Here is a 24,886-nt window from a genome sequence, read left to right on the forward strand (position 1 = left end):
AGCCGGCCCCAGGGAAGGACACATGAACTGGCTCAACGACGCGCTGGAAAACGACCTCGACCCCACCGAAACCCGCGAGTGGATCGAATCCATGAAGGCCGTGCTCGACGCCGACGGCCCCGAGCGCGCCCACCACCTGCTGCAGCAGATGGTGTCGCTGACGCGCCGCGCCGGCGCCCATCTGCCGTTCCAGCCGACCACCGAATACATCAACACCATCCCGCCGCACCTGGAAGCCAAGAGCGACGGCGACGCGGCGATGGAGTGGCGCATCCGCTGCATCATCCGCTGGAACGCCATGGCCATGGTGGTGCGCGCCAACCGCAAGCCCGGTGACCTGGGCGGCCACATCGCCAGCTTCGCTTCCGGCGCCACGCTCTACGACGTGGGCTTCAACCACTTCTGGCGCGCGCCCAGCGAAGACCACCCGGGCGACCTGCTCTACATCCAGGGCCACAGCTCGCCGGGCATCTACGCCCGCAGCTTCCTGGAAGGCCGCATCAGCGAAAGCCAGCTCGACCACTTCCGCATGGAAGTCGACGGCAAGGGCATCTCCAGCTACCCGCACCCCTGGCTGATGCCGGACTACTGGCAGACCCCGACGGTGTCGATGGGCCTGGGCCCGATCAGCGCCATCTACCAGGCGCGCTTCTTCAAGTACCTCGAGGCCCGCGGCCTGATCGAACCCAGCGACCGCAAGGTCTGGTGTTTCCTGGGCGACGGCGAAACCGACGAGCCCGAGAGCCTGGGCGCGATCGGCGTGGCCGGCCGCGAAGGCCTGGACAACCTGGTCTTCGTGGTCAACTGCAACCTGCAGCGCCTGGACGGCCCGGTGCGCGGCAACGGCAAGATCATCCAGGAACTGGAAGGCAGCTTCCGCGGCGCCGGCTGGAACGTGATCAAGCTGGTCTGGGGCAGCTACTGGGACCCGCTGCTGGCCCGCGACACCGACGGCACCCTGCGCAAACTGATGATGGAAACCGTCGACGGCGAGTACCAGAACTGCAAGGCCTTCGGCGGCGAATACACCCGCGAGAATTTCTTCGGCAAGTACGACGTCACCAAGCAGATGGTGTCGAACCTGAGCGACACCGACATCGCGCGCCTCAACCGCGGCGGCCACGACCCGCACAAGGTCTACGCCGCCTACGACCGCGCCGTGAAGCACAAGGGCCAGCCCACCGTCATCCTGGCCAAGACGGTGAAGGGTTACGGCATGGGCACCTGGGGTGAGTCGCTGAACCCGACCCACCAGACCAAGAAGCTCGACGACTCGGGCGTCAAGGCCTTCCGCGACCGCTTCAATATCCCGGTCAGCGACGACAAGCTTTCCGAGGTGCCGTTCTACCACCCGGGCGAGAAGTCGCCGGAAGTGGAATACCTGCGCAGCCGCCGCGAGAAGCTGGGAGGTTTCCTGCCGCAGCGCCGCGCCAAGACCAGCAAGAAGCTCGAAGCCCCGAAGCTGGAAGTGTTCGAGCGGCTACTCAAGAGCACCGGCGAGCGCGAAAACTCCACCACCATGAGCTTCGTGCAGTGCCTGAACATCGTGCTGCGCGACAAGCAGGTGGGCCCGCGCTGCGTGCCGATCGTGGCCGACGAAGCCCGCACCTTCGGCATGGAAGGCCTGTTCCGCCAGATCGGCATCTACGCGCCGGAAGGCCAGAAGTACAAGCCGGTCGATGCCGACCAGCTGATGTACTACCGCGAGGACAAGACCGGCCAGGTGCTGGAAGAGGGCATCACCGAGTGCGGCGCCTTCAGCAGCTGGATGGCCGCGGCGACCAGCTATTCCTCGTCCGACGTGCCGATGCTGCCGTTCTACATCTACTACAGCATGTTCGGCATGCAGCGCATCGGCGACAGCGCCTGGCAGGCCGCCGACATGCGTTCGCGCGGCTTCCTGCTGGGCGCCACCGCCGGCCGCACCACGCTCAACGGCGAAGGCCTGCAGCACGAAGACGGCCACAGCCACCTGCTGGCCGGCGCTATCCCCAACTGCCGCGCCTACGACCCCACCTTCGGCTTCGAAGTGGCGGTGATCCTGCAGCACGGCATGAAGCGCATGCTCGAAGACCAGGTGGACGAGTACTACTACCTGACCCTGATGAACGAGGCCTACACCCACCCCGACATGCCCAAGGGCGCCGAGGAAGGCATCCTCAAGGGCATGTACCTGCTGCAGGACGCCGGCAAGCCCAAGAAGGGCGAACTGCGCGTACAGCTGCTGGGCAGCGGCACCATCCTGCGCGAAGCCATCGCCGCCGCCGAACTGCTGGACAAGGACTTCGGCGTCACCGCCGACATCTGGAGCTGCCCGAGCTTCACCGAGCTGCGCCGCGATGGCTTCGACGTGGAGCGCCACAACCGCTTCCACCCGGAGGCGAAGTCACCGCGCAAGGCGTACGTGACCGAGTGCCTGGAAGGCAGGCAGGGACCGGCGATTGCAGCGACCGACTACGTTCGGGCGTTTGCCGACCAGATCCGGGCCTTCGTGCCGATGCACTACACCGTGCTGGGCACCGATGGCTTCGGCCGAAGCGATACCCGGGCGAACCTGCGGCGGTTCTTTGAGGTTGATCGGTACTACATTGCCCACGCGGCGATTGCGGCGCTGGCGGCCGAGGGAAAGATGAACGGGAAGGATGTGGCGCGGGCGATTAAGCAGTACAAGATTGATCCCGAGAAAACGAACCCGGTTTTCATATGAGCCGACAAGCGGTCGCAGAAGAAGCGTTGATCGAGGATTTGATCGCGAAAGAGTGGCGCTAAGTTCTTCTCTTCTAACGTGCTGTGAGCGCCCTGGAGAATCGCTATGCCTGAGGCAATCGACAAGGCATTGAAGGCAAAGCGAGAATCGAAGCACGTAGAGTTCAAGCGATCTTTGGACCCGTCTTCCGCCGGCGAATGGTGTGAGCTAATCAAAGACATTGTTGCGATGAGCAACTCTGGCGGTGGAGTTATTGTTGTTGGTTTGGAGAATAACGGATCGCCCTCTGGGGCTTCAGTCGACGAAACTGTTTCCCTTGATCATGCGGTCATCGTCGATAAGATTCGGAAGTACACCGGAACTCAATTCGACGGAATCGAAATTTACGAGGCGCAGAAGATCGGACGGAAGATCGCGGTCTTTGAGATATCGCCTTCGAAAGTTCCTGTTGTTTTTTCTCATGTTGGAACTTACGAGACCGAGCAGAAGAAGCAAAAGAACGCATTTTCTGTGGGGCAGATCTACTTCAGGCATGGCGCTAAAAGCGAGCCTGGAACAAGTGAAGATCTGCGTAATGCTTTCGACAAGTATGTGGATGCCATTCGTCGCGAGTGGCTAGACGGCGTTAAGAAGGTTGTAAAGGCGCCACCGGGTTCTGCCATCGCTGTATTCGCAGGCGAGGTTGTGGAGTCCTCTGATAAGTCAGCGACTCCGGTTCGGCTTGTAGATGACCCCAATGCGCCGGGCTATCGATTGATCGATCAAGACAAGACCTACCCTTATCGCCAAACTGAACTGATAAGGGTGGTAAATGCGATGCTGCCGCAAGGGGTCGATATTAACTCCCGCGACCTACTGAGTGTGCGGCGTGTGTACAAAGTGGATGCTGATCTCCGCTACTTTCATAAGCCAAAATTTGGCACGCCTCAATATAGCGATGAGTTTGCAAACTGGTTAGTGCAGCAGCATAAGGTGGACAACGCCTTCTTTCAAAATGCGCGAGATAGGATGGCCGGTCAGAATTAGTGGTGGCGTAGCTCCGTTAGGTTGGACCGTCCGGTTCCAACTACTCCGGCCGCCATTCACCGCGCTCACGTTTGCCGGATACTATCTTTCCAATCAGGTTGCGCGAGGCTGGGCAATAGAGAGCCCCGACGACGTGGGAACGCAGGCCAAGAAGTGACTTTGCGTCTGCGTAGATGGCAACTCTCGAGCCGTCGCTAGACGCCACGGCATTTTTTACGGCGCTTCGTCGCCCAGATTCGACCGACAAGAGGCGAGCGATATCTGTCCATTCGGATTCGAGCGCATTGCCGCGGGTTACCCCGTCCAAGAGATCACGCAGAGGTTTCAGTTGCGGCGGGGAGCCCGCCGTGTGTTCGAAATGGACTGGTATGCCGAGGAGCTGGCAAGTGCGTAGGTCGTCAGGGTGAAAAGTGCGCGAAGTCCACTGACAAAGCTGAGTCTCGTCTGGCGTGCAAAACTTGCCAGCCTTCGAGCGAGTCGCCGCCGAAGTCAAAAGCATCCCGCCGCCGATGCTGCTTTGAACAAGATGCTCGCCGATTGCACGTGTTCCGGTCACGGAACATGTATGAAGCAGCCGCGGTAAAACCCTTCTCGCGGAGACGCCACACGCCTCAAGGATGCCCGCTCGAACGAACGAACCTGAAAGGCCGCAACGCTCGCCTTCCGACTCGATGAGTATTGCACCAGTTTCCGAACAAGTCGTGAACTCCGAGGTGTGGCCTGTGCGCCCGGATTGTTCAGATCGTGAGATCTGATCCTTACGGAACTTCCGTCCGCTCAGCTCGCTGACACCAAGCTCATCAGATAGGCACTCTGCGCCGGAGAACTCGCATCTCTGGAAATGCCGTGGTTCAGCAAGGCGACCGCTTACATCAGAGCGTCTCATCAGCCCTGACAGTGCGCGAAGTCCGCTCACGGCCGACTGTGCGAGCTCGTCCAATAAAGCCAGCTTTCCGGACTCCGCGCACCGCGCAGTGTTCATCTCCAATGCTCGACGACCGCTAACCTGGGACTGTACGAGCAGACCGGGCAAAACCATCGCACCAGAAATATCGCACTTCGCCAGGCAGGTCTCGGGCACTCGCCGGCCACTAACGGCGCAGGTGGCGAAAGGGGGCTGGGAGAGCACTGCTTGGTCGCTTGGACGCACGGTAATCGCGTTAGAGAACGTTCCAGATCCATCTATTGAGTATCTGACAGTCGCGATCGCCTCCCGCCACACTCTTCCGCTGAGACCAACTAGCTCGGCCTCCACTCTTGGTGTGAAGTCCGCCTCCAGCTTCTTGCGCTTTCGATCTTCGTCCCCTGCTGACTCGAGTTCAAGCCGTCGTCTGTCAAGGTAGAACCTACGGAACTCTGCGACGCCGGGGTCATTCAGAGCGGCATCAGCAAGTTTCTCGGCTTGAGCGCCAATCTCGGTTGCGGACTCGATGAGTGCAGGGATCGGACTGAGATCCCCGCCGGGGATGCGGCGCCGGTGTTCGCTCGGATCGCACGCCGCATCCACAAGGCGCTCGTAGCTGTCGTGGGCGACCGTCGCACGTACGCGAAGGAGCGCTGATCCACTGAAGACCGTATCAACATCCGTAAGCTTGACATCTTCAAGGCATGCGTCAAACGAACTTAGCCATTCGTTCACCAGGTTTGCGACGGTCTCGCGGGCATCATGATCTTCATCTTCTATTCTGCAGCAACCGCTGGCGACCACGCGGTCGACAAGGCGACTGAACGCGGCGGACCCTGGCGCATAGAGGGTGGCTCTTGGATCGCCAGATTCATTAAAGCGTAGGCGATTCAAAGTACGGTCTTCTTCGGCTATCCAGGTACCGTTATCGCTCTGGCTAACTACAGCACCAAGGCTTCGCAGCGCGGAAATTGTGAAGTCCTCGTGTGTCATCGATCGAACTAGAGGGGGAAACTTTGGTGGCCTTGCCTCAGCACGAGTCCTGGCGTCATCGGCGGAACCGAGTAGCGAGTTTATGTTCTCTTGTTCAGCTTCAAGCTCGATCCGGGCCCTCTCGATGCTCTCCTCAGTAAGGCGTGTCGCCCGTTGCGTATCCTTACCCTGGAGCGAGTCCAGGACCAAGGCAAGAATGTGGTCTTCAAGAGACTTGCCCTCGTCGTCCATGCCGGAGGCTTCCAGGAGGGATTCGATATCGCCGATGGCGTGGGACGCCATTTGCAGCTTCTCAAGCAGTCGGCCAACGATATATTCCTCGAATGTGCCTTGCAGCGTTATGTTGAAGACATTTACCAGCGCGTGCTCTGATGCGAGGCGTTGAATTCGGCCGATACGTTGCTCAACGATCATCGGATTCCACGGCAGATCGTAGTTCACCAGTACGTTTGCCGCTTGAAGGTTAACGCCCTCCGATCCGGCTTCTGTCGAGACAATAACGTTCAGTCCCGGCGGCGATTGCCTGAATTCTCTTATGGTCTCAACATTCCGAGACGCTGTACTGCCGTTGATTGTCCCGACGCGTATGCCGTTGTTCTCAAGATGCATACGAATCGTTGTCTGAGTCTCGACTCTCGTTGTGAACACGACCATCCGCCACCCCGACGGATTAGCAGCCTGCAGTTGGCTTGCAAGCTGTAGTAGTCCACGTAGCTTCGACGTTGGCGGCATAGATCGGGCAAGTGCTTCTACATCTGCGCTCAATGCTGGGGGAACAGTCCCGTTCCTGGCCATATTGCGGAGTTGAGCGGATAGGGCATCCGGGCTGCTTGCCAGCGCCTGCAGGATGGATATCTGCGCCAGCTTGTTCATGCGCTGGATAGCCGATCCAACCATTGCGATCAGCTTCGACTCGCCCGCTGTCGGCATCACCCGATGCATCTGCACTCGTCGATCAGGGAAGTACAGTTTTGCATCGCCACGTCGGACGCGCGACATATACGAGTAGACAATCGATCGGAATTCATCGCGCGCGTCTTCTCTAAGTTGGCGTGCTTTGTCACGGCTATCCGCGATGAATCGTCTTGCGAAGACGCCTTCTGTTCCGAAAGGGTTCTTGTGTCCGCGCGCAACGGTAAGTAGATCAACTAGGGAGTAGATGTCCCAAAGCCGATTATGAATGGGTGTCGCTGTCAGCATCAGAACAAAGCGAAATCTGCGCTGCTCAAGCGCCTTTCGAAATACCTTCGCTACCTGAGGCGGTTTTTCTACTCCGTAAAGGTTCCGTAGTTTGTGAGCTTCGTCGAGGACAAGCATCTGGAAGCGGTCGCTGGGCAGTCTCTCTAGGTAAAGTCGTGCCGAGTTGTACGTTGTTATTACTGCGCTCCCCGGCAGTGGCTCTGCATCTAGCAAATCCTTACCGAGCGCGAGTACGGATTCGATGCCGAACTTCGTGAGTAGTTCTTCCTGCCACTGTGGGCCAAGAAGCTTCGGGCAGACTATTAGAGTCCTAGCAAGTCTCTGGCGCGACTGCAGTTCGCTCATAACAAGCCCAGCGCTAATCGTCTTCCCCAAACCGACGTCGTCGGCAAGAAGTGTTACCGGCAACCTCCTACAGAAGGTGATCAGGTTCGATACTTGATGGCTGTAAGGCTTTACAGACTCTGTCCATCGAGACTCAGACCGCAAGTCGTCCCGCGATTCGATGACGATAGGATCTTCAAGGTCCCACTCTAGTGCGGCGCGATAAACAGCGAAGCTGTCTTCATCAGTCCTGCGAAGGACCCGGCCAAGAAAACGAATGGGTTCAGTACTCAAGTCAAACCTCCCCAGGGGATGGGCCTGCCTGCCGGATCCGAGTGCGTGAGGTTATTTGGCCAGGTTCAATCGGAAGAAACGTGTCAAAGCCAGCGTCGAGCGCACCCGATTCGCCTCCTTTCGCCACCCATGCCCTTCGTCAGGAAACAGCACGTACTCCACGGTCACATCCCGCTTCTTTAGTGTCTCGACGATTTGCTCCGCCTCCACTACCGGCACGTTGGTGTCGTTGGCCCCATGCATCACCAACAGCGGCGTGGTCACCCGGTCCAGCTTGTGGATCGGCGACAGGTCGCGCAGTAGCTGCGCCTGGGTTTTCGGGTCGCCGTATTCGTTGGTTGATATCGCGGCCATCCACGGCTCGCTCTGGGCGAAGAAGGTTTCGAAGTTGACCATGCCGAACAGGTTCACCGCGGCGGCGAAGGTGTCGGGGAACTCAGTCACGCCCACCATGGTGGCGTAGCCGCCGTAGCTGCCGCCCATAATGCCCAGGCGGTCCTTGGCGCCGATGCCTTCGCGCACCAGCCAGTCGGCGGTGGCCTGGATATCCTTGTTGGCGTCGAAGCGGCCGGCCTGGTTGTCCAGGGCCATGAAGGCCTTGCCGAAGCCGGACGAGCCGCGGATGTTGGGCGCGAACACGGCGATGCCGCTGGCCAGCAGGGCCTGGTAGTCGCTGCGGAAGGCGGGCACTTCCTGGCCTTCGGGGCCGCCGTGGAAACTCAGCACCACCGGGCCGGGGGCTTGGAAGTCCTTGGGCAGGTACAGCCAGCCCGACAGCTCCAGGCTGTCGAAGGAGTCGTAGGTGCGCAGCTCCGGCTTCACCAGGGTGTCCAGGTCCACGCCCGGGTGCGGGCTCCAGGTGAGGCGGGTGTACTCGCCGCTGGCCAGGTCCAGTTGCCACAGGTCGGCCGGCGCCTTGCTGCCGGCCAGCGAAAGCACGGCGTGGCGGCCGTCGGGCGAGATGTCAGCGGAATACACCAGTTCGGCCGGCGCGGCGGGCAGGGGGCTGCGCTTGCCGTCGGGCAGCGAGATGCGCTCGATTTCATGGCGGCCCGCCACGTTCCACACCAGCAGGGCGAAGCTGGCGTCGTCGGCCAGCAGGAAGTCGTCGAGCTGGGCGTCGTCGCGTTCGGCCAGCGTCACTGGCGCCGACACGGTGCCGTCGGCGCCGATGTCCACGCGCCCGAACACCATGTTGTCCCGGCCCAGGTTGTTGCCCAGGTAAACCGTGGCCGCATCGGCCCCGAACTGGCCGAACAGTTCGGCATTGCCCTCGTGCGGCGTCAGCAGCACGCGTTCGCCGGTGTCCAGGTTGCGGCGGTAGGCGTTGAGGTTGCCGCGGGTCACCAACTCCCATTCCAGCGCGTGTTTGCCCTGCAGGTCGGCGATGCCGCCGAAGCCGTTGATCTTGAAGGCCATCGTGGCCTTGCCGGTGTTCGGGTCCCAGATCCAGGCGTCGGTGGTGGACGGGTTCCGCACATTGCTGCGGAAGTGGTAACGCCCGTCGTCGGCGAAGTCACCCAGGAAGGTATTGGCCTCGCCGTCGTCGTCCATGGCGACGGTGTCGGTGCCCTTGGTCGTGGTCAGCAGCAGCCGGGCGTTGTAACCGCCGCCCGGCGACACCGCGTAAGCCAGCCGACCGTCGGGCGACCAGCGCACGCCGTTGGCGGCATCCGGCCCGGCGCTCACCGCCCGCGGGTAACCCCCCTCGACCGGCAGCAGCCAGACCTGCGACACGCCGCTGATATTGGTGTGGAAGGCAATCCACTGCCCGTCGGGCGAATACTGCGGCCCTGTGGCGCTGGCCATGCGCGCCATGGCGGTGATGCGGGCTTCGAGATCGGCATCCTCGGCGGAAGGCGCGTCCTTGGCCAGCCCGGGCAGGGCGGCCAGCAGCAGCGAAGCAGCAAGGGCAACTCGGATCGGCGTGGACATGCGTGGCTCCCTCCCCGGAGTGTGAAGGGGCCAACGTATCAGGTGGGCGAAACCGGCCGGGAATTTTTCTCAAGGGCGGGCCTTCGTTGCGCCTCTTTATCCAAGGGGGCATTCTTTGGCAGCGTCGTCTCTGGAGATGAACTCCATGCGCTATGCCATTGTTATCGAGCGGTCCGGGAACAGCTTCGGTGCCTGGGCCCCCGACTTGCCTGGATGTGTTGCTCTGGGCGGTTCGGCGGAGGAGGTCCAGCGACGGATGCGCAAAGCCATCGAGATGCATCTTGCTGGTATGCGTGAAGACGGGGGCCCCATTCCACCAGCCACTACCGGCGTGGAATATGTGGACGTGGCTGCTTCGCAGTGAGGGCTCTTGTCCTCTTCGTCTTGATGGTGCTTGCAGGCTGTGCAGCCGATGAGTCTTCATCCGCCAAGCCACTCGTTGGCTGGAAGGAGGCGGAGCGATTCGACTACTGCGAGTCTCCGGATCTGAATGCTGATCTCGTGGCTCGCTCCGAGGCGGCTGTCGAAAAACGGGATGCCTATTTGCGCGCCTTGATGGCTTCCAAGGCCCGCCTGGCCCGCGAAGGCGCTGCACTGGCCCGATCACTCCCGGATCCCGCGGCTTGCCGCAATGGCTTTTCTGAAGGCATGCAGCTCTATTGGGAGACCTTGGGCCCAATCTCCGTAACGGTTCGCCGTAGCATGGCGAAGTCCGTGTCCGATGACCAGACGATCAAGGGCGTGCAGCAGGACCTGGGCCAGCAATGGCATTTCGACGAAACCATTCGTCGTGTACTGGAGGCCTTGCCCGCAGAAAGCGAAGGTCCGTCGGCACGGTGGGCGAATGCGCTGGCCAATGACCGCATGCGCCGCGTTGCGGAAGGCTCCGCGTACCTGGTCTCGATGTTCGACGAGCAGTTCGGCGGGGTCGACGTGCGCCGCTTTGGTTATACGACGGCCCAGCAGGCCGAAGAGCTCAAGCAGAGGTATGGGCGCATGCATTGACCGGTGAGCCCAGCCTTCCCTGGCTAGGGCCATCCGCCGATCGCCCGGCGCTCAGCGCTTTGTCTTCGCCAACGCGTACAGGAACTCCGCGTAGAACAGCGCCTGCCGATCAATGCCGGCCACCTTGGGGTCGTTCGACTCAATCAGGTACCACTCGTCCGGCGCGTGCGCCTGGCCGCCCTGGCCGATGCCGACGAACACGGCCGGCAGCGACACCGGTGGGTCGGTGAAGCGGTAGCCGGGCCAGGAACCGGCCAGTCGCGGGTTCAGCGTGTGCGGCAAGTCGGCGGCGGCCAGCGTGGTCACCAGGGCGTCGACGATGGCGGCGTCGCCCGGGGTTTCGGTCGGGCCGTAGATGCCGCCGGGCACGATCTGAATGTCCTGGAAGCCGCGCTTGTCCAGGTGGGCCCGCAGTTTGGCCACCACCTCGTCCGCGCGCATGTCGGGCACCAGCCGGAAATCAATCTTGGCCTCGGCGCGCGACGGCAGCGACGTCTTGCCACCCGGCCCCATGTAACCGCTGACCAGGCCCTGGATGTTCACCGTCGGCTGCGACGCCAACCGCACGAGGCTGGTTCGGTAGTCTTCGCCACCGATCCATCCCTGCACCATCATTTCCTTCTTGGCCGCCGCCTCGGAACCGGGCCGGATGCCTGCCTCGATCATCGCCACCTGTTCCTTCGAAAGGGGCCGCACGTGGTCCATCCAGCCGTCGATGGCCGGGGTGTAGCCGTCGTCGGCCACCAGCGTGTCCAGCGCCTTCACCAGGCGCCAGGCCGGGTTCTCCACGGACGCCGCCATCGAGGAATGGATCTCCATGCCCGGGCCGCGCCCCGACGTGGCGCCATCGGCCACCAGCTGCACTTCCGCTACGCCTTTGGCGCCCAGGAAGATGTCCACGCCGCCGTCGTCGCCCTGCCAGGCCACCGGCAGGATCACGCCCACCGCCCCGGCCAGGGCCTTGGCGACCTCCGGGTCGCCGGTGATCTGGCCGAAGTTCTCGGACCCGGTTTCTTCCTCGCCTTCAGCCACCAGCACGATGTTCACCGGCAGCGGCGTGCCGGTCGCCTTGAAGGCGCGGATCGCCGTCAGCAGGGTTGCTTCCGGTCCCTTCTGGTTGATGGCGCCGCGGGCGATCATCACCGTCTTGCCGTCGCGATCCACCAGCCGGCCTTCAAGCGGCGGTTGGCTCCATTCGTGCGCTTCGAATTGCTTGACGTCGTACATGAAATAGACGGCCAGCGTCACCGGCGCGCCGGCGTCGAGGCGCCCGAAAACGCCCGGGGCGCCGTCGGTCGGGATAATGCGCGCGGAATCGAAGCCGGCATCGAGCAGCATGCGCTGCATCAGCTCGGCGCCTTCCTGGCGGTTGAGCTTCTCGGCATTGATGGTGGGCAGCGCGATCCACTCGCGAAGCCGGCTCAATGCCTGGTCGTGGTCTGCGGCAATGGCTTCGCTGAGCGCGTCCCGCGTGGCGGCCGGCATCAGCGGCGCGGGTGGGGTTGCGGCAGCGGCCAGGCCGGAAGCGAGGCTCGCCGCCAGTAGCACCAAGGTATGTCTCAGCATGCTCGAAGCACCTTTCCGAAGGGGTCAGGCGCCGAGTATGCCGCAGGAACTTTGACGTGTCCGGGCCTCAGCAGCGACCGCGACGGTCCCCATGGCCCAGGTGGCCGTCGAGCGCGGAGCGGGGCAGTTCCATGGTCTTTTTGCCCTTGTGGCAAACCAGCACGGTGTCGCCACCGGCCTTGGCGGAGCCGCCGTAGTAACCGCGGCTGCCATAGCTGCCGCAGGCGGCCAGGCCCAGGGTGAGCATCAGCACGATGATTATTTTCATGGGGGACTCCGGTGTGGAAGGGGTGCCGCCGGGCCATGTAGCGCCCGCGCGCCTTACGCCCGCGTGAATCGGGCCGATTCCACCCAATCCAGCTGCAACGATGCTTTCTCCTGGTGCAGGCCTGGAGTCACCTTTTGTTTCCTGATGCCCGCGTAGGCTTCCGCGTCATCGAAAACGCACGCCAGGAGGACATCATGGGTTTGCTGGTCAACGGCAAATGGCAGGACACGTGGTACGACACCGACGGCAACGAAGGAAAGTTCAAACGTTCCCGATCGCAGTTCCGCCACTGGGTCACCGCCGACGGCAAGCCGGGGCCCACCGGCGAGGGCGGCTTCAAGGCCGAGCCCGGGCGCTACCACCTGTACGTTTCGTTGGCCTGCCCCTGGGCCCATCGCACGCTCATCTTCCGGCGCCTGAAGGGGCTGGAGAAGATGATCGACGTATCGGTCGTGAACTGGGTCATGGGCGAACAGGGCTGGACCTTCGAAGACGGCCCCGGCGTGGTGCCCGACCGGGTCAACGGCGCGAAGCGGCTGTACGAGGTCTACCTCAAGGCCGACCCGGAATACTCCGGCCGCGTCACGGTGCCGGTGCTGTGGGACACGCAGCGCCAGACCATCGTCAGCAACGAGTCGGCCGACATCATCCGCATGTTCAACAGCGCCTTCGACGGCGTGGGTGCGACGCCGGGCGACTTCTACCCCGAGGCGCTGCGCGCGCAGATCGACGAGATCAATCAACGCGTCTACGACAAGGTCAACAACGGCGTCTACAAGGCCGGCTTCGCCACGCAGCAGGATGCCTACGACGAAGCCGTCAAACCGCTGTTCGAAACCCTCGACTGGCTCGACGCACGCCTGGGCAAGCACCGCTACCTGGCCGGCGACAGCCTCACCGAAGCCGACTGGCGCCTGTTCACCACCCTGGTCCGCTTCGACCCGGTCTACGTCGGCCACTTCAAGTGCAACCTGCGCCGCATCGCCGACTACCCGCACCTGTCGGGCTACCTGCGCGAGCTCTACCAAGTACCTGGCGTCGCCGGCACGGTGGACTTCGACCACATCAAGGGCCACTACTACCAGAGCCACGACATGATTAATCCCACCCGCATCGTGCCCGCGGGGCCGGTGCTGGATCTGGAGGCGCCGCACGGGCGCGGTTAGCCGGCCGCAGGGTCCATCGGCATATTGCCCGGGACCCGGCCAGGCGTACGATGGGCGGTACCCGTGACCAGGAGTCGCCCATGGACCTCGGCAATTTTTCCGTCAGCCTCGCCGTCAAGGACATCAAGGCCTCGCGCGCGTTCTACGAAGCGCTGGGGTTCACCGCCTTCCACGACCAGATGCAGCACAACTGGTTGATCATGAAAAACGGCGACACCGTCATCGGCCTGTTCCAGGGCATGTTCGAGAAGAACATCCTCACCTTCAATCCCGGTTGGGACAACAACGGCCAGAACGTCGACCCCTTCACCGATGTGCGCGAACTGCAGCGCCAGCTCAAGGCCAAGGGCATCACGCCGGACAAGGAAGTCGACGAGTCCGGCAGCGGCCCCGGCAGCTTCGTGGTGGTTGACCCCGACGGCAATCCGGTTCTGATCGACCAGCACCGCTGAGGGCTCAGGCCCCGGCGCTCGCCGTCGTTGGCTGGAACAGCGCGGCCGTGCGCGTCAGTGCGCGTTGGATGTCGGGCACCGGTTCCGTGCACTCCACCAGCGTGGCCGGCAGGGTCACCAGCTGGATCTGCGAGACCAGCGTGTCCAGGCTTTCGGCGCCGATGCGCAGCAGGCTGTGCGTTGGCGTTTCGGCCTCCAGGATGCCGCACCACAGCGGCAACACCGCTTCGAGTTCGGAAACACTGCCCGCCAGCCGCAGGGTGGCGCGGCAGGTGAACGGCGCGTAGGCGATGCCACGCTCGAGCCGCTGCGCCACGTCGGGCGGCACGGCGCGGGCGGGGAAGGCGGCGCCGGTCCGCGGCGTGCCCTGGATGCGGTCGACGCGAAAGCTGCGCCAGTCGTCGCGCCCGGTGTCCCAGGCCACCAGGTACCAGCGTCGCCCGAAGTTGGCCAGGCGAAGCGGCTGCACCTCGCGCCGACCGGACGTGCCGTCGTGTTTGCGGTAGTCGAACGCCAGGGTCCGGCAGTCGCGGCATGCGGTGGCCAGGGTCTGCAGCAGTTCGGCCGCCACCAGCGGCGGGCCGGTGCGCAGCGACAGGGTAACGGCGTGCAGCGCCGTGCTCCGCCGGCGCAAACGCGTGGGCATCAGCTGGTCGAGCTTGCCGAGCAGGCGCAGCGCGGTGTCTTCGATGCCGCCGACATGCGCCGTGGCCGCGCGCAGGGCCAGCGCCAGCGCCACGGCTTCGTCATCGTCGAGCACCAGCGGCGGCAGGTCGGCACCGCGGCCCAGCGCATATCCGCCGCCGACGCCGGACGAGGCGTCCACCGGATAACCCAGCTCGCGCAGGCGGTCGACGTCGCGGCGTATCGTGCGGGTGTCCACGCCCAACTCGTCGGACAGCGCCGTCCCCGACCAGTGCCGCCGCGATTGCAGCAGACTGGCCAGGCGCAGCAGGCGGGCTGAGGTGGACAACACCACGCCAGCCTATCGAGGACAGAAACTGTCCGCAATGCAGGCTAGGCTTTGCCCACCCTCCCACGCAGGAATCGCCATGACCACGCCCGCCCTCACGCTGCACCACAACCCGAAGTCGCGCTCCGCCGGGGCCCGCGCCCTGCTCGAAGCGCTCGGCGTGGACTACGAGGTGAAGCTGGTCGACTTCGCCGCGGGCGAAACCCGCACCCCGGAATTCCTGGCGCTCAACCCGCTGGGCAAGCTGCCGACCCTGGTGCACGGCGACGCGGTCATCACCGAACAGGTCGCCATCACCATCTACCTGGCCGACCGTTTCCCGGCAGCCGGCCTGGCGCCCGCGTTCGACGACCCGCAGCGCGGGCCCTACCTGCGCTGGCTGGCCTTCTACGGCGCCTGTTTCGAGCCGGCGCTGATGGACCATGCCTTCAAGCGCGAACCCATCGACCCGACCACCTCACCCTATCGCGACTACGACACCGTCATCGCCGCCCTCATCGCGCAGCTCGCGCGCGCCGACTACCTGCTGGGCGACACCCTCACCGCCGCGGACATCCTCTGGGGCATCGGCCTGCGCTGGACCACCGACTTCGGCATCGTGCCCAAGGACCCGGTGATCATGGCCTACGTCGACCGCGTCGGCGCGCATCCGGCCGTCATCCGCGCCGGTGAACTCGACGCGGCGATGCTGCCGCAGTAAAACGGGGGCATCGTCCCGCTACGGAACCGCCATGACCAACGCCGCCTTCGTCCCGCTGCCGCCACCGCCGGCGATGGACGACGACCAACGCCTCGCGCGCGCCCGCGAGTTCGCCGCGATGCTGGGCAAACGCCGCACCGTGCGCGACTACGCCCCGACGCCGGTGCCGCGCGAGGTCATCGAAGCCTGCCTGCAGGCGGCCGGCACCGCGCCCAGCGGCGCCAACCAGCAGCCCTGGTCGTTCGTGGCGGTGTCCGACCCGGCGCTCAAGCAGCGCATCCGCGTCGCCGCCGAAGCCGAGGAGCGCGACTTCTACGAGCGTCGGGCGCCGGACGAATGGCTCGAAGCCCTGGCCCCGCTGGGCACCGACGACCACAAACCTTTCCTGGAAACCGCGCCCTGGCTGATCGCGGTGTTCTACGAACGCACCGGCCCGGAGATCGACGGCCGCAAGGCCAAGCGTTATTACCCGCACGAATCCACCGGCATCGCCTGCGGCATGCTTATCGCCGCCCTGCACAACGCCGGCCTGGCCACGCTGACGCACACGCCCAGCCCCATGGCCTTCCTCAACGAGCTGCTCGAGCGCCCACGCCACGAAGTGCCCTACCTGCTGCTGGTCGTCGGCCACCCGGCCGACGGCTGCCAGGTGCCGGACATCCGTCGCAAGCCACTGGACCAGTTCGCCCGTTTCCGCTGAGCCCGGGCCGCCCGGGTCGGCGTGTCACACTTTCCGCCCTGGTTCGTAGGGTTTGTTGACTACCCTGCGAGCACACCCATGAGCCCCGACATCCTCAACACCCTGATCGAACGCGACCTGCCTGCCGCCCAGGCCGGCGACACCGTGGCTTACGGCCGCCTGGTGGCCGCCACCCAGCGCATGGTGGCCAGCGTCGCACTGGCGATCACCCGCGACCTGCAGACCAGCGAAGACATCGCCCAGGAAACCTTCCTCACCGCCTGGCAGCGCCGCGGCCAGCTGGGCAACCCGCAGAGCTTCCTGCCCTGGCTGCGCCAGGTCGCGCGCAACCGCGCCATCGACCACGTGCGCGCCAGGCGCTACCGGGAAACGCCGGTGGATCCGCTCGAACAGCTGGCCGACATCGCCGCCGAGCCCGGGCACGGCCCCGCGGACTCGCATGAGCGCGATCAACAGGCCCAGCTGCTCGCCGAAGCCCTGGACGAGATTCCGGAAACCAGCCGCGACGTGCTGCTGCTCTATTACCGCGAAGGCGAACGCAGCGCCGACGTCGCCGCCTTGCTGGGAATCAGCGACGCCGCCGTACGCAAGCGGCTCCAGCGCGGTCGCGACGCGCTGCGCGAACAGCTGCTCAAGCGTCTGTCCGCGGTGGCGCGGGAAAGCGCGCCGGGCGTGGCCTTCACCGTGGCGGTGGGCGTCGGGCTGGCGGGCTCGGGAAGCGCGAGTGCCGCCGTCGGCACCGGCGCCGCGGCCAAGGCCACCGGCTGGAGCGTCAAGGCGGCCCTGGGCGTGCTCGGTGCCCTGGCCGCTTCGGTCACGCTGGTGGTCGGCGCGGTCTGGTTTGAAATGCGCCAGCACCTGCGCAAGGCCCGCAGCGACGCCGAGCGCCAGTCCCTGGTGCACAACGGCATCGTCTACGGCGCGCTGATGGCGACGTACATGGTGGTGTTGTCCTGGGGCAACCATGCGAACTGGTCGACGGCGAAGTTCCTGCTGGCCGCCGCCGGATTTTCAGTGGCGATCCTGCTGCTCACCTACGAACGGATTCGCTCGCGCCGTCGCCACCGGACGAAGTGAGCCCGCAGCCACCCAGGCTGCCTCAGCCGGCCTGTTCGTCCTTGAGCCACTGCCGTGGCGACAGTCCGCAGGCCGCGCTGAACGCGCGCGACAGCGAGGCGGCACTGCCGTAGCCAACCTGTTGCGCGACGCGGTCGAGTTTGTCGCCGCGACGCAGGGCGTCCTGGGCCAGGGTGATGCGGTAGCCGGCCAGGTAGTTCGAAGGCGGCGTGCCCACGCGTTCGGCGAACACTTCGGCGAAACGACTGCGTGACATGCCGGCGACGGCGGCCAGGCTTTCGAGCGTCCAGGCCGAAGCCGGCGCTTCGTGCATGGCCGTCAGTGCCTTCGCCAACTGCGGGTGGCCCAGGCCGGCCAGCGGCCCCGACCGGACCTGGCCACTGTCGAGCAGGTAGCGCAGCAGCAGCACCAGCACGGCTTCGAACAGCCGGTCCACCAGGACCTGGCGGCCACAGCGCTGGGCGAACGCCTCGTCGAACAGCAGGTCCAGCAGCGGCGGTGCCTGGGGCAGGGCCGAGAGCGGCAGTGCCACGAAGGCGGGCAGGGCGCGCGTGATCGGATTGGCCGCGCCACCGCTGAAGTCGAGGTTGGCGCAGGCCATGTCGGCGCCGGTCGTGGCGTCGGCGATGAATCGATGCGCCAGCGGACGCGGGTAGAACAGCAGGCTGGGTTGTTCGACACGAAGCTCCTCGCCTTCGTGCCGCACCGTCAGCGGACCGCGACGCACCAGGTGCAGCTGGCCGAGGCCGATGTCGTCGAAGTCGTTGATGCCGCACAGCGGCCCGCTGTGGAACATGCGCGCGCTGACGCTGAAGCGCTGCAGCAGGCCCTGGAGGCGGTCGACGGGCGCGGACGGGGTCGGCATGGGGGATTCAGGCCGGCGCGAGCGCCCAGTCGCCGACGATGTGGCCGACGTCGGCCAGCACCGTGTCGCGTTCGGCCGGCGTGCCGCTGGACTCGGCGTAATACGCCGCCACCAGGATCGGCGCGCGGTCGCCCGGCGGCCACAGGATGCCGATGTCGTTGGAGTTGCCGACGTTGTTGGTGCCGGTCTTGTCGCCGACCCGCCAGCCGGGCAGTCGCGCCCGCAGGCGCTTGTCGCCGGTCTGGTTGGCGAGCGCCCAGCCGGTCAAGCGCGAGCGCGAGGCGTCCGACAGCACGTCGCCCAGCAGCAGCTTGTGCAGGGTCGCCACCATGGCCGCGGGCGTGGTGGTGTCGCGCGGGTCACCGGGCGTGGCTTCGTTGAGCGCGGGCTCGTTGCGATCCAGGCGCGTCACCTCGTCGCCGATGGCGCGCAGCCAGGCGGTGAGTCCGGCCGGGCCACCGTGTTCGGCCAGCAGGAGATTGGCGGCGGTGTTGTCGCTGATGGTCATCGTGGCCTCGCACAACGCGTCCACCGCAAGGCCGGCGGCGCCGTCGTGCTTTTCAACCACGGGCGACCAGCTGACCAGGTCGTCCGGCGTCCAGGTCAGCCGCCGGTCCAGGCGCTCGCGGCCGGCATCCACCGCGGCCAGCACCTGCGCGGCCAGCGGCAACTTGAAGGTGCTGCACATCGCAAAACGTTCCCCGCCACGCTGCCCGAGCGTGCGCCCCGTGCCGGTATCGAGCGCGAACACGCCGAGGCGGCCGCCGTGGCGGCCCTCCAGCGCGCGCAGGGCGTCGCCGGCATCCGCGGGCGAGCGCGCCCAGGCACGCCGGGTGGCGAACAGGGGCAGGGACAGCAGGGCGGTTTGCAGCAGGGCGCGACGACTGGGCATTTCGGACGATCCGTTAAGAAATGGGGACGATTCGTAGCTTCACCGCCGATCTTGCCCGCGATAGTAGCCGGGCGCAATTGGCGCTGACCTCCGATGGAGAACCCCATGTCCCGTATTCCCCTGCAAACCGCCGACACCGCGCCCGCCGCCAGCCAGGCCCTGCTGGGCCAGGTGCAAGCCGCCTTCGGCGCCACCCCGAACATGTTCCGCGCGGTCGCCAATTCGCCGGCGGCCCTGGCCTCGATGTGGGGGAGCTTCGGCGCCCTGGGCAAGGGCAGCCTGCCGGCGCGGCTGACCGAACAGGTGGCCGTCGCCATCGCCGACCGCAACCGCTGCGAATACTGCCTGGCCGCGCACACCCTGCTGGGCAAGAACGCCGGTGCCAGCGAACACGAGATGGCCGACGCCCAGGCCGGCCGCAGCGCCGACCCGGCCACGGCCGCCGCGCTGGCGTTCGCGCTGAAGGTGGTGGACCGCCGCGCCGACATCACCGATGCCGACATCACCGCCCTGCGCAACGCCGGTTTCACGGACGAAGGCATCGTCGAACTGATGGCGCATGTCGCGCTCAATCTGTTCACCAACTACGTCAACATCGCCTTCGACGTGCCGGTGGACTTCCCGGCGGTGAAGCTGCGCCAGGCGGCCTAAGCAGCTCGCGGCGGCGGCTTCTTCGCCCGGCAAGCGAACGAAGCCGTCGCCGTACGCCATGGCGGACGCCCGCGGCCATCGCTGAACCGCCCGTACCCGGCCGGCTTGCCGAGCCATGACACGCGGCGCCATGCTGGCCCACCGGGGACGACGCCTCTGTTTCCCCGATCCAACGCGCACGGCGAGCTGATGCCCGAACAATCGATCACTTGGCCCGGCTCCCTCCGGGCCGGACCCTGCCCATGACCGGCCTGCCCACCCTGGCCTGGCAGCACCGCTATGCCGAACTGCCGGCGGCGTTCCGGCAAGCGGTCATGCCCACGCCGGTGGCGGCGCCGCGGCTGCTGGCCTGGAACCGGCCGTTGGCGCAGGCCCTTGGCCTGGATCCGGCGCTGGAGGCGGTGGCCGCACGGATTTTTTCCGGCAACGAGGTGCCCGAGGGCGCCCGGCCCATTGCGCTGGCCTACGCCGGGCACCAGTTCGGCCACTTCGTGCCGCAGCTGGGCGACGGCCGCGCCATCCTGCTGGGTGAAGTGCTGGCCCCGGACGGCCGGCGTTTCGACATCCAGCTCAAGGGCGCCGGGCCGACGCCGTATTCGCGGCGTGGCGATGGCCGCGCCGCCATCGGACCGGTGCTGCGCGAATACCTGGTCAGCGAAGCCATGCATGCGCTGGGCGTTTCGACGACGCGGGCGTTGGCGGCGGTCGCCACCGGCGAGCACGTCGTGCGCGACCAGGTCCTGCCGGGGGCGGTGCTGACCCGTGTCGCCGCCAGCCACGTGCGCGTCGGCACCTTCCAGTTTTTCGCGGCCCGCGGCGACGAGGCCTGCGTGCGCCTGCTCGCCGACCACGTCATCGCCCGGCACTACCCGGAACTGGCCGACGCCGACGACCGCTACCTGGCGCTGCTGCGCGCCATCGCCGGGCGCCAGGCGGCGCTGGTGGCGTCCTGGCTGCAGGTGGGTTTCATCCATGGCGTGATGAACACCGACAACATGGCCGTGTCCGGCGAAACCATCGATTACGGCCCCTGCGCCTTCCTCGATGCCTACGACCCGGCCAAGGTCTTCAGCTCGATCGACCGGCACGGTCGCTACGCCTATTCGAACCAACCGCCGATCGCGCAGTGGAACCTGGCCCGCCTGGCCGAATGCCTGCTGCCGCTGTTCGACCGCCAGGGCGACGAAGGCGTGGCCGATGCCCGCGCCGCCGTCGAAGATTTCGCGGGCGTGTTCGGCGAACAGTGGCTGGCGGGTTTTGTTCGCAAGCTGGGGCTGCAATCGCAAGACGCCGGGGACGAATCGCTGGTGCGCGATTTCCTGGCGGCACTCGAGGCCGTGCAGGCCGACTTCACCCTGGCCTTCCGCGCCCTGGCAGTGGCCGCCGGCGATCCGGGCTTCGAGGAACTGCCCGCGTTGCCGAAAACGCCGGCCATGGATGCCTGGCTGCAGCGCTGGCAGGCACGCTGCGCCCGTGAGCCGGTCGGCGTGGAGGAACGCATCGCGCGGCTGAGGGCCGCCAATCCCGCGGTCATTCCGCGCAACCACCGGGTCGAAGCCGCCCTGGCGGCCGCGGCTGCCGGCGACCTGGCGCCGTTCGAAGCCCTGCTCGCGGCCGTGCGCAGGCCGTTCGACGATGCGCCGGCGCAGCGCGGCTACATGGCCGCGCCGGCCGCGGGCGAGCAGGTGCTGCAGACCTTCTGCGGCACCTGACCCGGGATCAGCGGACGATCAACACCGGCACGGTGCTCTGCGAGAGCACCTTGGCCGCCACCGAGCCCAGCAGGGCGCTGGCCAGCGCGGTGCGGCCATGCGAGCCCATCACGACCAGGTCGAACTTGCCGCCCTTGGCAGCCTTGGCGATGGCCGGGCCGGCATCGTCAACGACCAGCTTCTCGCTGAAGGCGAGCTTGGCGCGCTTGAGCGCCGTGCGCGCCGACTTCATGGCGTGGTCGTGGTTTTCCTGGTGGTAACGGCGCGTGCCCTCGGTGCCCAGCTCGGCGGCGACGCGGCGCATCAGCGGCACGTCGGCGTGCATCAGCACCAGGGTCGGCGGCTTGCCCATGGCCTTGGCCAGGCCGATGGCGGATTTCACGGCCAGGCCCGAGGCCTTGCTGCCGTCGATGGCGATCAGGATCTTCATGGCGGGTGACTCCGTTGGGGTCTGCCCACCATCTTACGCCGCGGGCCGCGTCGATGCGGTCTTCGCGGAGGGGCGGGTCAGTCGTCCTCGGGACTGCGCTGCGAACGCCCGGCGACCAGGCGCAGCCGGCGCTCGCCGGGGCGGGCCAGGCCGCCGTCGAAGCTGACGCGGTCGCGGCCGGCATCCTTGGCCTGGTACAGCGCCGAATCGGCACGCGCCAGCCATCGCGGCCAGTCGTCGTCGGGCTCGAGCATCGCGGCGCCGATGGACGTGGTGATGCGCAACTGGTCGACCAGGGGTTCGGCCTGGACGGCGTCACGCACTTTTTCCAGGGCGACGCGTGCACCGCTGTGGTCGGTGCCGGGCAGGAGCAGGACGAACTCCTCGCCACCAAGCCGGAACACGCGGTCGCGCTTGCGGATGCAGGCCTGCACGCGGTCGGCGAAACCCTTGATGGCACGATCGCCTGCGTCGTGGCCGTAGCGGTCGTTGACCTGCTTGAAATGGTCCAGGTCGAGCACGGCCACCGTCGCCGGCTCGCCGCGTGCCAGGTGTCCCTTGAGGGCATCGGCCAGTTCGATTTCCATGCTCCTGCGGTTGCCGATGCCGGTCAGCGGATCCCGGATCACCAGGCTTTCGAGCAGCGTGCGCTGGACTTCGGTCAGGCTGGCGAAGATGAAGGCGAACAGCATCACCAGTACGGAGGCGACCGCGAACGTCGCCATCGCGGCGGGCTGTGCAAACGAGGTCATGCCCAGGGCGGTGGCAATCAACACCGTGCTGCACCCGGTGGCGAGCAGGCGCGGTGCCAGCATGAAATTGGCCATCACCACCACGAAGACCCAAGGCGTGACCGAAGGCCCCAGTACGACAATGAGGGCTGCGTAGAAGGTGCACACCATGACGACGATGATGCTGCCGGCCACGGCGCTCTCGCGGGTTCGCCAGGCATGGCCGGCGCAGGCGGCGATGCCCAGCATCATCACCACTTCCAGCGCGACGGCTAGCCATTGGCCATTGAGGGCGCGCATGACCGCGAACGGCGTGATGCCCACGACCGTCAGCGCCGCGAACAGCAGGATCATGGCGATCCTGACGTCGGCACCGAGTCGGTTGTCGAGGGCGAATGGGTGTTTCATGGGCGGACTGTGCGCCCGCAGGCCACCTGGAAATGCGACCTGATGCCGGAAACCAGAAGCCTGCTGCGGCGCAGCAGCCGCCTTTTTCACCAAATTGTGCGCTACGTCCCCTTCGGCCGGTTGCCGGCCCGGGTTCAGGCCTTGAGCCGCCAGCCCGACCGGAAGATCGCCCGCACGGTAGCCAGGCACACGACGAGGAAGCCGATGATCGCCGCGAAGCTGACCACCACGTCCACGTCGGACTGGCCGAAGAAGCTCCAGCGGAACCCGCTGATCAGGTAGACGACGGGGTTGAACAAGGCGATCTTCTGCCAGACCGGCGGCAGCATGTCGATCGAGTAGAAGGCGCCGCCCAGGAAGGTCAGCGGCGTCATCACCATCAGCGGAATCACCTGCAGCTTCTGGAAGTCGGTGGCCCACAGGCCGATGATGAAACCGAACAGGCTGAAGCTGACCGCGGTGAGCAGCAGGAACAGCAGCATCGCGAACGGATGCGCGATGTCGTAGTCGACGAAGAAGCGCGCCGTCAGCAGGATGAGCAGCCCCAGCATCACCGACTTGCTGGCCGCCGCGCCGACGTAGCCAAGCACCGCCTCGACCCAGCCCACCGGCGCCGACAGCAATTCGTAGATGGTGCCGGCCCACTTGGGCATGTAGATGCCGAAGGCGGCGTTGGAGATCGACTCATTGAGCAGCGAGAGCATGATCAGGCCGGGGATGATGAAGGCGCCATAGCTGACGCCGCCTACTTCGCCCATGCGTGCGCCGATGGCGGCGCCGAACACCACGAAGTAGAGCGAGGTCGTCAGTACCGGCGACAGGATCGATTCGCCGATCGTGCGGAAGGTGCGGGCCATCTCGAAGCGGTAAATGGCCTTCACGGCGTGCCAGTTCATGCCGTGCCCTCCTTGCCGCGGTGCACGAGGCTGACGAAGATCTCCTCGAGCGAGCTTTCCTGGGTGTTGAGGTCCCGGAAGTCGATGCCCTGTTCGGCCAGGCGGCGCAGCAAGGTCGCTATGCCGGTGCGTTCGCCCTGCACGTCGAAGGTATAGACCAGCGACAGCCCATCCTCGGAAAGCTCCAGCGGCTGGCCGGCCAGCTCGGCGGGGATGGCCGCCAGCGGCGACTGCAGGTGCAGGGTCAGCTGCTTCTTGCCCAGCTTGCGCATCAGCGCGTCCTTTTCGTCCACCACCACCAGCTCGCCGCGGTTGATCACGCCGATGCGGTCGGCCATTTCCTCGGCCTCCTCGATGTAGTGCGTCGTGAGGATGATCGTGGTGCCCTTTGCGCGCAGTTCGCGCACCAGGTCCCACATGTCCCGGCGCAGCTCGACGTCGACGCCGGCGGTGGGCTCGTCCAGGAACAGGATGCCCGGCTCGTGCGCCAGCGCCTTGGCGATCAGCACGCGCCGCTTCATGCCGCCCGACAGCGCCATGATCTTGGCGTCGCGCTTGTCCCACAGGCTCAGCGAGCGCAGCACTTTCTCCAGGTGGGCGTCGTCGCGCGGCTTGCCGAACAGGCCGCGGCTCAGGCGCACGGTGTTCCAGACGGTTTCGAACGCGTCGGTGCTCAGTTCCTGCGGCACCAGGCCGATCTTGGCGCGGGCGTGGCGGAACTCACTGACGATGTCGTGGCCATCGGCCAGCACCGTGCCCTGGCTGGCGTTGACGATGCCGCAGATGATCGAAATAAGCGTGGTCTTGCCGGCGCCGTTGGGCCCGAGCAGGGCGAATATCTCGCCGCGGCGGATGTCCAGGTCCACCGACTTCAGGGCCTGCAGGCCCGACGGGTAGGTCTTGCCGATGCCGCGGATGGAAAGAATGGGGTCCATGGAGGGCGGGGCGTGGGGCGGGTGCCCATGGTAGCGGCATCGCGGTCGTCCACGGACCATGAACATCCGGCGGGCT

Annotated in this window: 22 protein-coding genes; 11 read left to right on the top strand and 11 right to left on the bottom strand. The window is 65.8% G+C overall.

The window, feature by feature from the left end; all coding sequences use genetic code 11:
• Positions 1 to 22: 22 nt before the first annotated feature.
• Together aceE and N788_RS14325 are read left to right on the top strand one after the other, a co-directional pair.
• Positions 23 to 2,707: a pyruvate dehydrogenase (acetyl-transferring), homodimeric type gene (aceE, locus tag N788_RS06120; RefSeq protein WP_034222482.1), complete on the top strand. Its 2,685-nt coding sequence runs from the start codon at positions 23 to 25 to the stop codon at positions 2,705 to 2,707.
• A gap of 105 nt (positions 2,708 to 2,812) precedes the next feature.
• Positions 2,813 to 3,733: an RNA-binding domain-containing protein gene (locus N788_RS14325; RefSeq protein WP_084695919.1), complete on the top strand. Its 921-nt coding sequence runs from the start codon at positions 2,813 to 2,815 to the stop codon at positions 3,731 to 3,733.
• 40 nt (positions 3,734 to 3,773) lie between these two features.
• On the opposite strand, the gene N788_RS14330 is transcribed toward N788_RS14325, so the two are convergent.
• Entirely contained in the window at positions 3,774 to 7,448 is a 3,675-nt protein-coding gene (locus N788_RS14330) for a DEAD/DEAH box helicase (RefSeq protein ID WP_211250692.1), read from the bottom strand.
• Between the two features lie 51 nt (positions 7,449 to 7,499).
• Positions 7,500 to 9,383 carry a S9 family peptidase gene (locus tag N788_RS13850; RefSeq protein ID WP_051924429.1) on the bottom strand — a complete coding sequence of 628 codons (1,884 nt, stop codon included), beginning with the start codon at positions 9,381 to 9,383 and terminating at the stop codon, positions 7,500 to 7,502.
• Between the two features lie 145 nt (positions 9,384 to 9,528).
• Between N788_RS13850 and N788_RS14335 the strand changes: the two genes are divergently transcribed.
• Positions 9,529 to 9,747, top strand: coding sequence for a type II toxin-antitoxin system HicB family antitoxin (locus N788_RS14335; RefSeq protein ID WP_084695923.1), 219 nt, complete (start codon positions 9,529 to 9,531; stop codon positions 9,745 to 9,747).
• Between the two features lie 23 nt (positions 9,748 to 9,770).
• Entirely contained in the window at positions 9,771 to 10,388 is a 618-nt protein-coding gene (locus N788_RS14610) for a hypothetical protein (RefSeq protein ID WP_152560401.1), read from the top strand.
• Positions 10,389 to 10,439: 51 nt separating this feature from the next.
• On the opposite strand, the gene N788_RS06140 is transcribed toward N788_RS14610, so the two are convergent.
• Both N788_RS06140 and N788_RS06145 read right to left on the bottom strand, forming a co-directional pair.
• Positions 10,440 to 11,954: a M20/M25/M40 family metallo-hydrolase gene (locus N788_RS06140; RefSeq protein ID WP_034222491.1), complete on the bottom strand. Its 1,515-nt coding sequence runs from the start codon at positions 11,952 to 11,954 to the stop codon at positions 10,440 to 10,442.
• Between the two features lie 67 nt (positions 11,955 to 12,021).
• Positions 12,022 to 12,222 (bottom strand): hypothetical protein, encoded by a 201-nt coding sequence (locus N788_RS06145; protein WP_152560402.1) that lies wholly within the window; start codon positions 12,220 to 12,222, stop codon positions 12,022 to 12,024.
• Between the two features lie 194 nt (positions 12,223 to 12,416).
• On the opposite strand from N788_RS06145, the gene N788_RS06150 reads away from it, so the two are divergent.
• Together N788_RS06150 and N788_RS06155 are read left to right on the top strand one after the other, a co-directional pair.
• Positions 12,417 to 13,388 (top strand): glutathione S-transferase family protein, encoded by a 972-nt coding sequence (locus N788_RS06150; protein ID WP_034222588.1) that lies wholly within the window; start codon positions 12,417 to 12,419, stop codon positions 13,386 to 13,388.
• Positions 13,389 to 13,468: 80 nt separating this feature from the next.
• Positions 13,469 to 13,840, top strand: a complete 372-nt coding sequence (locus N788_RS06155; RefSeq protein WP_034222498.1) for a VOC family protein — start codon at positions 13,469 to 13,471, stop codon at positions 13,838 to 13,840.
• A 4-nt stretch (positions 13,841 to 13,844) separates the two neighbouring features.
• Here the strand turns inward: N788_RS06155 and N788_RS06160 are convergent, their stop codons facing one another.
• On the bottom strand, positions 13,845 to 14,816 hold the full coding sequence (locus N788_RS06160) for a helix-turn-helix transcriptional regulator (protein ID WP_034222501.1): 972 nt from the start codon (positions 14,814 to 14,816) through the stop codon (positions 13,845 to 13,847).
• Positions 14,817 to 14,892: 76 nt separating this feature from the next.
• Here N788_RS06160 and N788_RS06165 point away from each other — a divergent pair, with 76 nt between their 5' ends.
• From N788_RS06165 to N788_RS06175, 3 genes are all read left to right on the top strand, one after another.
• Complete coding sequence (locus N788_RS06165) at positions 14,893 to 15,513, top strand: glutathione S-transferase family protein (protein ID WP_034222504.1); 621 nt, start codon at positions 14,893 to 14,895, stop codon at positions 15,511 to 15,513.
• Positions 15,514 to 15,544: 31 nt separating this feature from the next.
• Positions 15,545 to 16,213 (top strand): nitroreductase family protein, encoded by a 669-nt coding sequence (locus N788_RS06170; protein ID WP_034222507.1) that lies wholly within the window; start codon positions 15,545 to 15,547, stop codon positions 16,211 to 16,213.
• Between the two features lie 78 nt (positions 16,214 to 16,291).
• Positions 16,292 to 17,290, top strand: a complete 999-nt coding sequence (locus N788_RS06175) for an RNA polymerase sigma factor (RefSeq protein WP_051924430.1) — start codon at positions 16,292 to 16,294, stop codon at positions 17,288 to 17,290.
• Between the two features lie 22 nt (positions 17,291 to 17,312).
• Here N788_RS06175 and N788_RS06180 read toward each other — a convergent pair whose 3' ends face one another.
• Positions 17,313 to 18,155 (bottom strand): AraC family transcriptional regulator, encoded by an 843-nt coding sequence (locus N788_RS06180; RefSeq protein ID WP_034222519.1) that lies wholly within the window; start codon positions 18,153 to 18,155, stop codon positions 17,313 to 17,315.
• A gap of 7 nt (positions 18,156 to 18,162) precedes the next feature.
• The gene (gene bla / locus N788_RS06185) at positions 18,163 to 19,047 is read right to left on the bottom strand and encodes a class A beta-lactamase (RefSeq protein WP_034222521.1); all 885 of its coding nucleotides are present in this window, start codon (positions 19,045 to 19,047) and stop codon (positions 18,163 to 18,165) included.
• A 105-nt stretch (positions 19,048 to 19,152) separates the two neighbouring features.
• Here bla and N788_RS06190 point away from each other — a divergent pair, with 105 nt between their 5' ends.
• Complete coding sequence (locus N788_RS06190) at positions 19,153 to 19,698, top strand: carboxymuconolactone decarboxylase family protein (protein WP_034222592.1); 546 nt, start codon at positions 19,153 to 19,155, stop codon at positions 19,696 to 19,698.
• A 242-nt stretch (positions 19,699 to 19,940) separates the two neighbouring features.
• Entirely contained in the window at positions 19,941 to 21,410 is a 1,470-nt protein-coding gene (locus tag N788_RS06195; protein WP_034222523.1) for a protein adenylyltransferase SelO, read from the top strand.
• 7 nt (positions 21,411 to 21,417) lie between these two features.
• Here the strand turns inward: N788_RS06195 and N788_RS06200 are convergent, their stop codons facing one another.
• The 4 genes from N788_RS06200 to N788_RS06215 all read right to left on the bottom strand — a co-directional run bounded on the left by N788_RS06200 (position 21,418) and on the right by N788_RS06215 (position 24,810).
• Complete coding sequence (locus tag N788_RS06200; protein WP_034222525.1) at positions 21,418 to 21,840, bottom strand: universal stress protein; 423 nt, start codon at positions 21,838 to 21,840, stop codon at positions 21,418 to 21,420.
• Positions 21,841 to 21,917: 77 nt separating this feature from the next.
• Entirely contained in the window at positions 21,918 to 22,979 is a 1,062-nt protein-coding gene (locus tag N788_RS06205) for a GGDEF domain-containing protein (protein ID WP_034222527.1), read from the bottom strand.
• Between the two features lie 134 nt (positions 22,980 to 23,113).
• Positions 23,114 to 23,875 (bottom strand): ABC transporter permease, encoded by a 762-nt coding sequence (locus N788_RS06210; protein WP_034222529.1) that lies wholly within the window; start codon positions 23,873 to 23,875, stop codon positions 23,114 to 23,116.
• On the bottom strand, positions 23,872 to 24,810 hold the full coding sequence (locus N788_RS06215) for an ABC transporter ATP-binding protein (protein WP_034222538.1): 939 nt from the start codon (positions 24,808 to 24,810) through the stop codon (positions 23,872 to 23,874). The genes N788_RS06210 and N788_RS06215 overlap by 4 nt, the downstream gene beginning before the upstream one ends.
• Between the last annotated feature and the right edge of the window lie 76 nt (positions 24,811 to 24,886).

This window comes from Arenimonas donghaensis DSM 18148 = HO3-R19 (assembly GCF_000743535.1).
Taxonomy (GTDB): Bacteria; Pseudomonadota; Gammaproteobacteria; order Xanthomonadales; family Xanthomonadaceae; genus Arenimonas; species Arenimonas donghaensis.